Below are 11,538 nucleotides of genomic sequence, written 5' to 3'. Positions count from 1 at the left end.
GCGGTCAAATAACTGATGCAAACAACCCCTGCCCGCGAGAGCGGGAGGGGTCGAGCGCAGCGAGGGGGAGGGCCTTCAGCGGATGCAGCCACCAACAACCCTCTCCCGAGCCTGAGAGCTCGACCTTTCCCAAAAGGCGAGGTGACATGCATGAACGGGAGCAAGAAGGGGCCAGGCAAGTTTTGATCCGTTGCAAGAAAAGCATGCTGCACAACTTATCCTCTCTCCTGTTCGTTGTTAGCAACGGTTCGTTAGGTAGAACATTCGGATGGCCCCTGCGGTCAAATAGCTGATGCAAACAACCCCTGCCCGCGAGAGCGGGAGGGGTCGAGCGCAGCGAGGGGGAGGGCCTTCACCGGATGCAGCCATCAACAACCCTCTCCCGAGCCTGAGAGCTCGACCTCTCCCAAAAGGCGAGGTGAGATGCATGAACGAACGAAGCGAAACGTCTTTCACCAAGCGAAATCGGGTGTTGCGCATCACCAAGGTAGAACTCAGTGACGAGGTAAAACGTGGGAGCAAGAAATGGGAACGCGAAGGCAAGAAGAAGGACCCAGGCAAGTTTCGATCCGTTGCTAGAAAAGCATGCTGCACAACTCATCCTCTCTCCTGTTCGTTGTTAGCAACGGTTCGTTAGGTAGAACATTCGGATGGCGCCTGCGGTCCTTCTTGCAACGTACACTCAAACTGATCGTCAACCGCGACAAAAGCTGCGTCCGCCGAGCGGACGGAGCAGAGTCCGTCGGCTACGAATTTCGTGGCTATGGCGGCAAAGTCTGTGTGAGTGAAAAGAAGCTCCGTCACTTCAAGCAGCGAGCCAGCGAACTGCTTGCCCGCAAGGGCGGACGTTCGATGGCACGCCGAATGTCGGAGTTCACTCAGTACGCGCGTGGTTGGATCGGCTACTTCGCATTGGAACAGCGGAAGAGTGTTTTCACGAGCTTGGACAAATGGCTTCGTCGCCGCGTCCGAGCTTGTTACTGGAAATCTTGGCGCTTACCACGCACCCGGATTCGAAAGTTGAAATCGCTTGGAGTTTCCCACGATGATGCGTACGCGTTCGGCGCAAGTCATAAAGCGGTCTGGCGTCTCTCAATGCCGTCTGGCGTGCAACGTGCCTTGTCGAACGATTGGCTGAATTCCAACGGACTGTTTAGCCTCGAAGCGAGATGGCGCGAGCTTGCTCCGCTGAGACGAACCGCCTAGTGCGGATCCGCATGCCAGGTGGTGTGGGAGGATCCCGGAGCAATCCGGGCCCTATCCCGATACCTATTGGTTATGTCGTTAGTTTATCCGGTGAATCCGTTAGCATTCGAGTGAATTCCAAGAATGTCTCAGCCGCACATTCGATGAAGCTATCGTACTGAATCTCATCCAACTCAACACAGTCATCGCAGTAGCGGTGTTGTTCAGCTGCAGATTTAGCAGCATCAAAAACGACCACTGAGTGCGGTTCTGTAGAAGTGTCGAAACAAAGAGCGTTGCAGTTCACCGTGTCCAATGGTGTAAGGGTTAGGTGGGCAGCTGGGTCGTTGGGGTCTTCATAATTGCCGTTCGGTTCCAGCGGGGTATATAGTGCAGCGAAAGGAACGATCCTATCGCCATCGAAGAAGCCGTTCACGTCACAGCCGACGATGTAGTCGACGCCGCGATCTGTGACTCTTTCATCCATTGAGTCGTGGAAGTAATTCTTTGATTCGCGTACGGCCCCGTGAAGATCAGAGTCTTCGTCCACGAAGTACAGGAAGAACGCAATGCGGTGAATTTGCCCAGATTTTGATGCAAAATATGGATGTGTCGGTACACCACCATGAAAGTCCGGAAGCGCATCTAAGAACTTTGAATCAAAGTCGATATTGGGCCAATCACTAGACATTCGCCCGATGATTCGTTTGTCTGGCGAATCGAGAACAGTTCCGGGAATGCAGGAGATCATCTGTTTACAGGGTTCGTCGACATAAAGAATCCATGAAGTCCGTGGTTTGAGGCGAGTCGGCTGGATACACCTGCTGACCAGGCCGTGATCTCGATCTCTCGATCGGTCACAATCAATCGCTCTTAACACGTTGACACCTCAAACCACGGAACTGTCCCATGATGATCTGTTCGCTCGACCTCGGCAAGTTCAAGTCGGTGGCCTGCTTCTTCGATACCGAAAATCAGACCTACCGATTCGAAACCATCCTCACCAAGGTCTCTCACGTCAATCACCTGTTCGAGTCCAACGATATCGACCTCGTCGTCATGGAAGCCTGCGGCCCGTCCGGGTGGATCAGCGATGTTTGTCACCAGAGAAAACTCAAAACCATCGTCTGCAGCACCAACGACGAAGCATGGTCCTGGAAGAATACCAAGCGAAAGACCGATCGAGACGACGCACTGAGGTTGGCCAAAATGGCCATGATGAAAGATCTTACGTCCGTGCACGTCCCCAGTCCCGAGATCCGCGAACAGCGAGCGATCATCAAGTATCGAAAAAACCTCGACTACCGGATCACCCGGATCAAAAATGGCATTCGCTCGACCTTCGCCAACCGCGGCATCGAGATCGACACTGGAGCACGAGCCTGGAACACCGGCCGCGCCCACATCGACTCCCACCGCAAACCAATCGACCAGTGCGGCCCCGATGACCTCTGGAAGGGACAACTCGACAGCGAACTGAAGCAACTCGATGAACTCACCACCGGTCAAAAAAAGGGGAAGGTCAAAAAAAGGGGAAGGGGGTAATTAGTCAGAAGCGAAACGACCCCCTTCCCCTTTTCCTCGTCAGTCAGAAGCGAAACGACCCCCTTCCCCTTTTCCTCGTCCCCCTTTTCCTCGTCCGCCAAGCCGAAGCCGCCCGGGCCGATTCACAGCGAAGAGCCCAAACGAGCAGCGAGCCAACCGAAGAAATCGCCACGGCGCAAAAGCCGACGCTCACCCATGAAAACCTAACCCAACCACTGGCCTCTGTTCCGAGGCCACGCTTCCCTCGAGGGACCACGAATGCCTGACCGAGGCAATCTGGCCGCCAGATCGACCTCGAGATAACGAATGTGACAATCGAGGGAAGCCTTTTCAATCCACCTTTCACCACCCAACCCCGCGTCGCTCCCGGATCGCGACTGACCGACCAAGACGTCCAAGAGAAGAAAGCTTGAGCCCGATCAGGACTCTGCCTTCGCCAAGATCACTCACCCGCGTGGCCCCAGGATGCTGTTCGTTCTGGCTAGGTCGTGACAAAGACTGTGACTGGCGATGACCCGAACGCGATAAGCACACGCGATCGGATCATACAGCAGTAGCCAATGAATCAAGCCGACTCGTTAGTACTGCAAGGAATGATGAGACGACGCTGTCACTGACAGACTTGGCTGGCCAAGTCAAAGCGTCGACACCTCGAATAGTCGTATAGTACCGAATCGGATCTCGCCCAATCTCACGAACGCCAAAGTCGGAGGCTCGCCGCATCCACACCTCTATCGCATGAAGAAAACAACAGAATCTCTGATGTAGAAAAACTTTCAAAAAAGCGGCCAGTCGCCACTGGTCAAACCACGGACTTCATAGTCGTCAGCCATCACCGAGGACGGCCCATGTGGTTTCCATTGGTAAAATTCCTATGCCGTCCTTCGGTGGATGGCATGGTTCGCCGTGCATTTAGTCGCACAAGTCGGTGTGCGTACTGACGCTAGCTCCGACAGACAGCATTCGGTTGGCCTTGCATCGATCAAGCTCTAAGCAAATGGCCTATTCCTTAAGCGGAGGTTGCGTCGGACGCCGGCTCCCGGGATTGACGCCGTCACGGCTTCCTTCTCGCTTCTTGATAAGAGCTCGAACCGACCTCACGACTTCCTCTCGCGACAATTTGCCGTCACCATTTGCGTCATCTCGCTTAACGATTCGAGTCAACAGTCCAGGCATCTCGTCGTAGGTCAAAAATCCGTCGCCGTTCTTGTCCCGTTGCATTAAGCGATCAATCATCCCCTTCTCATCAGCTTTGCCCGACCTGCTGGGCGAGATCATCTCGCGGATGTCGATCTTGCCGTCTCCGTTCTTGTCGAGCGTCTTCAGCGCCACGGCAGCGTTCTCAATTTCTTTGGCGGAGATTGTTCCGTTCTGATCGGCATCCAACACCGCGATGACAGGCAATCGCAGGAACATCTCCGGACTCACGGAAGGCCCGCCTCCAAATCCATCGCCATCTCGTCGACCGCCGGGGCCGTTAGGACCTCGGTCACGAATTTCTGGTCGATCGCGCCCGCGTTCGTCGCTCTCGGGCCGCTGAGCGTCCGCGGTAACGCCGCACGTTGCGATGAACGCCACACCACACAGCGCGACGTGGAACTGTTTTCGTTTATTAAACATTGAAGAGCCATTAAGTGGAGCCTATTGTCCTCGTTGCCGCGGACCAATTTCACAAGGAATGACAGCAATTTGCTGATAGCGATGGGCCACGGGGTGAACGGGGAAGAATAGTTAACGATGTAAAGCGCATGTTGGGCGAAACATTGCTCGAGAAATGTTCAGGTCGGCGAACGTTTGGGTTAACCGCGTCGGCCCGATTAAGGCTGACCACAGAGTAAACGCTCGTGGCCGACTGCGGTTCAACCCATGGTTCATCGCCCGCTTTGTTACACGGGAATAATCACAAGCATCGATAGTAGCAGTGCGAACAACCCCGTCAATACAATCCAATGCCCAACGCCTGGACGGCGTTTTAGGTATGCCACTGCAGCAACGGTCCAGAGTAAGCCGGCAAATGCTTGGCATGCAGCAATAAGCGTCCATCCGTACCGGGCGGTTCCGTCGTTCGCCATCATACGCTCGTCGCTCCAAGCGCTAGCGTATGTGTTAGCACCAACGATCAGTATTGCCACTCCCGTGATAAAGAAAAATGGCGAGAGAAGGTAAGGAATAACCCCTCTGGTTTTAGATTCGGCGTCATCCGTAAGTTGGGACACACTTGTGGAAGCATACGGATTTGGAGTTTCGACCAGCTTTGAGCCTCGGTATGTGGTTACGCGTGACGCAGTAAATGTCGATGAACGGCTGGGATCACCCGGCCCGAGGAGTTGACACACCATTGCCCAAGAGACGTTCGAGGGCTCTGTGTGCATCCGTTGGTTCGTCGCATTGTAACGGAGAGCTAGAGCCAGCGACGTGGTTGGCTTCCCAATGAACCATCGTATGGCTAGCGCCGACCGATCAGGAATCGGAAACGCCATCAGCATGAACGATTGGTTTTGCTGTTTGAACAGCGCATCATTGCAAGAATGCCATCAGCAATCAACATTCCGACAACAGCGCCGACGGCAGCGGCACGAAATGAAAACGGTCCGAACGGATAAAGTGCCGCCATCGGAATAATCCCAAACAGGACGAATCCGACGAGAGATCCGGCGACAAGAAAGAACAGTCTGATGCCGGGAATTGCCGGATCGCGAGGAGGCGGCACGTTCGTTTCGGTGGAAGGATTCGGAGGATGATCCAAGTTAGGTGAAGGCTTCAGTGATTGGTAAGGATTCTCGGTCGTCATTCGCCAGACTCGACGAACGGTGGTGATCAGCGGGGACGGGCGAAAGACTTGCAAGCAGACGAGAAAACGGACCACCCGTCCTCCGTTGCATCACATGGTTATCGCACGGATGTGGGTTAAACGCCGATCGCGTCACCATGATGTATCAATCGACCGAGCACCGTCAGTTTAGCTTTCGGCCCCTTGGGTGACAGTTGTCCGATCCCTAGCAGTATCAGTTTAGCGACGGTTCAATTGGAAAGCAAGAAACGACGCGGTCGGACCAAGCGGTTGCCAAGGGATCATCGACAGCGCACCTATAGCAGAGCACAAATCGCCCGGAGTGCGATAACGGCGGTCATCACCGAGGACCGCCAACGTGGTTTCGATTTGTAAACGCCCCATGCGGTCCTTCGGTGCCTGTGTACGCCCGACATGGGCGTGAACTTTTGGGGTGCCGCTTTCTTTGGGAAAGCCAGTCCCCTGTACGAAAACGGAACTTGAACGAAAGACAGGATACCAAATGTAATCGATCAAGACGAAGTACTAGGCGAAGGCAACTGCGGCGAGGTGACAGACCGTGGGGAGGAAGCCCGAGCCAAAGCTGCGAGGTGACGAACAGAAACGTCATGAAGGCGGCGAGCTTTCTGAGGCGAGTGGCCCCAGGACCACGAAGCCGTTTCCGACAGGACTCGTCGTAGTTGACGCACTTGTGCAGCGAAAGTTCACGTCCCTTATTCGGGGAGATCTGTCAGCGTACCCGTGAGTAAGGCTTGCCTGAAAGGCGGGGCGACCGGAGTGATCCGGCTCGTGCGAGCAGAAGTCAGCAGAGGTCGTAGTACCGGAGCTTCGCATTCCACCGGAGTCGGGAAGGACCGAACGTTTCTTGACAAGGAAGAACCATCGATGAACTCGAACCGACCGAAACATACAGAACCTACTTCCGGCAACCAGCAAGGAGCGGAAGACTCGAAAGGCCCTGTCGCTCAAGGAAACTTGGGCTCTTCGGCGTCCCTGACCGGTCACTCGGACTCGGCGTCCATCGAGAAGCCAGCCTTGAACGATGTTCCACTGAACCTCATGGAGCAAATTGTCGACACCGACACCCTCGAATGTGCCTGGGCACGAGTCAAAGCGAACCGCGGAGCCCCCGGGCCCGACGGGATCATGATTGACGAATTTCCAGACCACTTCCGAGAACTCTGGCCGGTGCTCCGGCAACAACTGTTGGAAGGAACTTACAAGCCCGGCCCGGTCCGGCGTAAGTCGATTCCCAAAGCGGATGGCGGCGAGCGACATCTCGGCATTCCAAACGTAGTTGATCGACTCGTTCAACAAGCCATCCTGTTAGTCCTGACGCCGATCTTCGATCCGGAGTTTTCCGAATCGAGCTTCGGCTTTCGGCCCTACCGCTCCGCTCATGAAGCGATCCATCTCGTTCAAACGCACATTCAAGCCGGCTATCGCTGGTGCGTCGACATGGACCTGTCGAAATTCTTCGATCGCGTGCAACACGATGTGTTGATGCATCGCGTTGGTCGCAAGGTCCGTGACAAACGTTTGTTGCGTTTGATCGGGAACTATCTCCGAGCAGGTGTGATGGTCGATACCGATTGGCAACCTTCGACCGAAGGCACGATGCAGGGTGGTCCACTTTCACCCTTACTTGCGAACATCCTGCTGGATGATTTCGACAAGGAGATGGAGCGACGTGGTCATCGTTTCGTGCGCTATGCGGACGACTTCTTGGTGTTCTCCAAGACTGAGCAGTCGGCCACTCGCGTCTTTCGGTCAGTCGAGCGTTACCTGACATCAAAGCTGAAACTCGTGGTCAATCACGACAAAAGCAGCGTCTGCTCGGCGGAGGCGGTCGAGTTTCTCGGCTATACCTTTCGCGGTTTCGGCGGACGATTCGGTGTCAGCCGGAAGAACCTGAAGCGGTTCAAAGAGCGTGTGAAGCAGATCACTCGTCGCAACGGCGGGCGTTCGATTCAATCACGTCTAAGCGCACTTCGCCGGTACTTCCAAGGTTGGGTGGGCTACTTTCACTACGGCCTGGGCAAGAAGCAACTGCAGAGTTTGGACAAGTGGATCCGTCGGCGCATCCGCGCCTGCTATTGGAAACAGTGGTATCGAGTCCGCACCCGAATTCGTATGTTGTTGAAGCTCGGCGTTCGTCGTGACGAAGCCTTCTCTCACGGTAGCAGTGGCCGCGGAGTCTGGGTGATGTCCTCGAGTGCCGCGATGCATGTGGCGATCTCGAAGGACTATCTCAGGCAACAAGGACTAGCGAGTCTCGAGGAGATTTGGAGCAAGTTTGCTTCCAAGAAACGAACCGCCGGATGCGGACCCGCATGTCCGGTGGTGTGAGAGGGGTCCCGGGCAACCGGGCCCCTATCTCGATCTTGGTTCCCCGTCGTATTAATAGGGAAAACGATCTGATCCGTCGATACTCAGCGCGATGCCGGTTTCAGCGTCACGAAACACGATGGCCTCATTGCCGTCGAATGCGACACTCCTTTGTATCTCTGCGTTGTCATTGAGGACCAGACGAAATAAGTACACGTCCGTGGAGTCTTGGTTGCGGAGAAATTTGTACGAGAATTGTAAGCGATCCGACGGGCTCTCAAAAACAACTTGATCTCGAGTAATCTCAATGCCGTCGACGGATGACTTTGAAGGCTGCAACTCAATAACGCCACCAACCCGCGATCCTGCGGGCCACCAAGTCAAATAGGCGTTTGTGTGCTTTGGCTTTTGGCCGAAACTGAATAGCGAAAACGAAGCGAAAGCGCTTACTATCGCGAATCCGGTGCCCAACAGGATGAGTTTACGTTTGCCGTGCATTGCGTTTGTTTGAAACCAGTATCGACGAACGGCAGCCGTCACCGGGCACGGAGAGACGACTTGCCATTTGTGAAACATTGCAAGCCGTGCTCCGCGTGCACGGCATTGTTATCCGCCGTAATTCTCGGCGTCCGGGATAAAACGGCTTCTATCGGTTCAGTCACGTAACCGCTCTATCAGCTTCTGAATTCTTTTGTGATTACGTGAATTGGTTGATATTACGATTGATTGATTTTGTGGGTACGGGGCCATCGTCGATGTACCTCCCTTTGCCTCCCAGGACTTCGGAAAGACCGTGGATTGGATCAAGTCCATCAATAACACGGGGCTCCATTCCTTGTCGCTGGTAAAAACCGGTAGGTCGGCGGTGCGATAGGTCGTCACAGTAAGCTTTTCAGGTTGTTTCGATTTGGCATTCTCTCCAGTGTTTTCATCGGCGAAAGATACAATGCCACCGGAGACTAGTGCGGCGAGAACAAGACCGAATGCGAGAGTGGGTTTCATTTTAAATCCTAAAGTTGGGTACGGAAAGACGCACACGATAGCAATGCTGATGCGATTGACCAACGTCATTTCATGGGTCAGCGTAAGCATGTCAATCGGATAACGGTAGAAATCACGGGGAACGGGCGAACGACTTGCAAGCAGACGAGAAAATGGACCACCCGTTCTCCCGTGCACATACTCTTAGGTGGACTTATTGGATTTTGAAACGAAAATGGCTTCTCTCGATGTAATAAACGAGCTGAATCACGAGGATTCGCTCACTTGGTGTTAGTGGTCGTAACCAACAATTTGGAGATCGTGGTTCGACAATACATTCGAAAGAAGCCTCATGAATTCTACTACAAACTCAATGTCGAAATCAACTCTTTTAGTTCAACAAAATCAAAACATCACTGACGCTGGCAGAATCGTTAACGTCGGCTTCGATGTTGGCAGTGATTCGCTGTATTGGGCCATGGAGTTGTCGGGGAAATCAATCCGTGGCCAGTGTGAAAACAACAGTTCCGACATACGCACAACGCTCGAAGAGATCCGCAACGAAGTCCAACAACACGGTGACTATCAAATTCGTGTCCTCTGTGAGTCAACGGGCATCTATCATCGACGACTTCTGCAGCTGGCCGATGAACTCGGCATGCGAACCGCGTTGGTGCATGGAGAAGCCGTAGCCAAATTCCGCACGATTCAATTCGCCGATCATGGCAAGACCGACCAACGCGATCCCAAAGCGGTGCTGACGGTTGCCAAAGTCGGCAAACTGATCCAAGACCGTAAGCTTGATAAACATTACGCGCAGCTACGTGAACTTCATCGGTTGGTCCTCCGCTGTGAAGCCCGCATCAAGGTCGCCAAGTGCGAACTGCACGCTGATTTGAGAAGTCTGTTTGCGGATCTTCGATTGGACAAGTCGGTGTTGTACGGACCGACCGGCCGTGCGCTGATCGAGCAGTTCGCTGGCAACCCGCACGCGATTCTTGCGGTGGGCGAGGAAGCCTTCTACGGACGAATGAAAGCTTGCAGCAAACACACCAAGAAGGCGACTCTGAAAAAGCTCTGGCGAGCAGCAAACGATACGGCAAGCACTCAAAAGGATGACTTGGCTGCCACGCTTGCCGAAATCCGAGCCACCGCCGTGCAGCAACTTTATACGGAAATCACGACGTTTTTGCAGCAGCAACGACAAATCGAAAGTCAAATGCAAGAGCTTTACCTGACGCTTCAATCTTCCGATCCGCGGTTACCTGCTCCACGCAAGGGAGTCGTCACGCTTCGGATGCTTTCGCGTTTGGTCGCCGAGATGGGACCGCCGGATGATTTCCGCACGGTCTCGCAACTGATGCGTTATGCAGGGTTGAACTTGTGCGAACGTCAAAGTGGCAAATGGCGAGGCCGGACGACGATCAGCCGTCGCGGCCGGAGCGAACTACGTTACGTACTGAACTTGATGGCGATTCCGCTGGTCGGTCGCGGTAAGCTCTTTGGTGACTACTACTGGAAGAAGAAGGAAGCCGACAAGATGCCAGGTCAAAAGGCGAATGTTTGCGTGATGCGAAAGATTTTGAAAATGTTTTACGGTTGGTACAAGAGCGGCGAGCCATTCGATCCGGGTCGCGTCTTTGTAATGGCCAGCGAGCACGCTAAAGCAGCCTAGTCGAAACGTCCGTCAGCGATAACTTTTGAAATAACGAAAACCTAGGAGGAACCCCTTCGACTGAGATATTGAACCTTGGCGACCGGTGATGACCACCATGGCATTATCAGTTGGCATCCGCCCAACATGATCGGTGCACATTGACCAGGCGAGTGAGTCTGAGTCCTGTCACACCGGTCGCTTTTATCCTTCGACATGGCCAATGAGTAAGATCAAGTGATTGCTCCGAACGAGAGCCCAAACGCGAACTTTGCCAGTCTAGGATTCGGTTCGATGTGTGAGTGGAAGCAACGAATCAGCGAAGTGCAAACAATACAAAGCAACACAAAGTTGCGCGCAAAAATGGGAGAGTCAACTCCAAGGGTAAAGCATGTCGAAGCTTCAGCGGCTTAACGCGAGCTCGAAGAATCGGCTCGCTTGCCGCTACGCCGCTTGACAAACAAGCGTAAAGCGACGGCATGGTTACCCCATCATCACTCGCCCGTGAACTAGGTCAATCCTATGTGTTTGACTATCATCGTCATCAATCGACAAGACATTGCCGTTGATTGTACCAGGCGGAACTAAGAATCCAGGGATGTTCGTTGCCCATCGAACCACGCCATTCCAGTCTAATAGCGTTGCGTCAAAATCTCCGATCGCGAGCACATGGTCGTTGTCAATTGCATGCAGTCCGTTGTCAGCACCGGTCTGCAGATCGACGTTCCAGGATAGCGATAACTCGGGGAGATCGACCGCCGCCAAAGCAACGCCGCTAGCCACGAACAGTCGCCCACGGTGAAGGAGCACGTTCGTTGGAAGCATCCGACTGCCACTGGGGAACGCAAGCAAGCATGACGAAATTGATCCATCCATTCGTTCAATCGTGAGCCCTCGCTTCGCAATGTACGAGTCAGCAGCACGGCTTGGGATTCGTAGTATCCTGTCGTAGGACGAAACGTTGTCCGTCGAGTCGATTCCATACAAGACGTCGTCGACCACGGTCAGATGCTCGCCATTCGGCAAAGTGTAGGTTTGGTGATGCACACTAATT

The 11,538-nt window shown here is 54.0% G+C and carries 13 protein-coding genes; 4 read left to right on the top strand and 9 right to left on the bottom strand.

Annotated elements, in window-relative coordinates; all coding sequences use genetic code 11:
- Window positions 1-669: 669 nt before the first annotated feature.
- A complete protein-coding gene (locus tag CA13_RS00420; RefSeq protein ID WP_419193758.1) occupies window positions 670-1,206 on the top strand; it encodes a group II intron maturase-specific domain-containing protein in 537 nt (178 codons plus the stop codon).
- A gap of 70 nt (window positions 1,207-1,276) precedes the next feature.
- Here the strand turns inward: CA13_RS00420 and CA13_RS00415 are convergent, their stop codons facing one another.
- Entirely contained in the window at window positions 1,277-1,936 is a 660-nt protein-coding gene (locus tag CA13_RS00415) for a hypothetical protein (protein ID WP_146393762.1), read from the bottom strand.
- A gap of 158 nt (window positions 1,937-2,094) precedes the next feature.
- Here CA13_RS00415 and CA13_RS00410 point away from each other — a divergent pair, with 158 nt between their 5' ends.
- Window positions 2,095-2,730, top strand: a complete 636-nt coding sequence (locus CA13_RS00410) for an IS110 family transposase (RefSeq protein WP_419193757.1) — start codon at window positions 2,095-2,097, stop codon at window positions 2,728-2,730.
- 543 nt (window positions 2,731-3,273) lie between these two features.
- On the opposite strand, the gene CA13_RS00405 is transcribed toward CA13_RS00410, so the two are convergent.
- From CA13_RS00405 to CA13_RS34435, 5 genes are all read right to left on the bottom strand, one after another.
- The gene (locus tag CA13_RS00405) at window positions 3,274-3,453 is read right to left on the bottom strand and encodes a hypothetical protein (RefSeq protein ID WP_146393760.1); all 180 of its coding nucleotides are present in this window, start codon (window positions 3,451-3,453) and stop codon (window positions 3,274-3,276) included.
- A gap of 279 nt (window positions 3,454-3,732) precedes the next feature.
- Window positions 3,733-4,350 carry an EF-hand domain-containing protein gene (locus CA13_RS00400; protein ID WP_146393758.1) on the bottom strand — a complete coding sequence of 206 codons (618 nt, stop codon included), beginning with the start codon at window positions 4,348-4,350 and terminating at the stop codon, window positions 3,733-3,735.
- A 266-nt stretch (window positions 4,351-4,616) separates the two neighbouring features.
- Window positions 4,617-4,946 (bottom strand): hypothetical protein, encoded by a 330-nt coding sequence (locus tag CA13_RS00395; protein ID WP_146393755.1) that lies wholly within the window; start codon window positions 4,944-4,946, stop codon window positions 4,617-4,619.
- A 263-nt stretch (window positions 4,947-5,209) separates the two neighbouring features.
- A complete protein-coding gene (locus CA13_RS00390; RefSeq protein WP_146393753.1) occupies window positions 5,210-5,596 on the bottom strand; it encodes a hypothetical protein in 387 nt (128 codons plus the stop codon).
- A gap of 144 nt (window positions 5,597-5,740) precedes the next feature.
- Window positions 5,741-5,905: a hypothetical protein gene (locus CA13_RS34435; RefSeq protein ID WP_419193756.1), complete on the bottom strand. Its 165-nt coding sequence runs from the start codon at window positions 5,903-5,905 to the stop codon at window positions 5,741-5,743.
- Between the two features lie 357 nt (window positions 5,906-6,262).
- Between CA13_RS34435 and ltrA the strand changes: the two genes are divergently transcribed.
- On the top strand, window positions 6,263-7,870 hold the full coding sequence (ltrA, locus tag CA13_RS00385) for a group II intron reverse transcriptase/maturase (protein ID WP_419193755.1): 1,608 nt from the start codon (window positions 6,263-6,265) through the stop codon (window positions 7,868-7,870).
- A 51-nt stretch (window positions 7,871-7,921) separates the two neighbouring features.
- On the opposite strand, the gene CA13_RS00380 is transcribed toward ltrA, so the two are convergent.
- Window positions 7,922-8,425: a hypothetical protein gene (locus tag CA13_RS00380; RefSeq protein WP_419193754.1), complete on the bottom strand. Its 504-nt coding sequence runs from the start codon at window positions 8,423-8,425 to the stop codon at window positions 7,922-7,924.
- Window positions 8,426-8,503: 78 nt separating this feature from the next.
- Window positions 8,504-8,941: a hypothetical protein gene (locus CA13_RS00375; protein ID WP_146393749.1), complete on the bottom strand. Its 438-nt coding sequence runs from the start codon at window positions 8,939-8,941 to the stop codon at window positions 8,504-8,506.
- Window positions 8,942-9,203: 262 nt separating this feature from the next.
- Between CA13_RS00375 and CA13_RS00370 the strand changes: the two genes are divergently transcribed.
- Window positions 9,204-10,505: a transposase gene (locus CA13_RS00370; RefSeq protein WP_419193735.1), complete on the top strand. Its 1,302-nt coding sequence runs from the start codon at window positions 9,204-9,206 to the stop codon at window positions 10,503-10,505.
- Window positions 10,506-10,967: 462 nt separating this feature from the next.
- Here the strand turns inward: CA13_RS00370 and CA13_RS00365 are convergent.
- On the bottom strand, window positions 10,968-11,538 hold a 571-nt coding region (locus CA13_RS00365; protein ID WP_419193753.1), incomplete at its 5' end, for a hypothetical protein.

It is taken from the genome of Novipirellula herctigrandis (assembly GCA_007859835.1).
GTDB classification, from domain to species: Bacteria; Planctomycetota; Planctomycetia; order Pirellulales; family Pirellulaceae; genus Novipirellula_A; species Novipirellula_A herctigrandis.
Note: the sequence above shows the minus strand (reverse complement) of the source record. Positions and strands in the feature narration are given on the sequence as shown.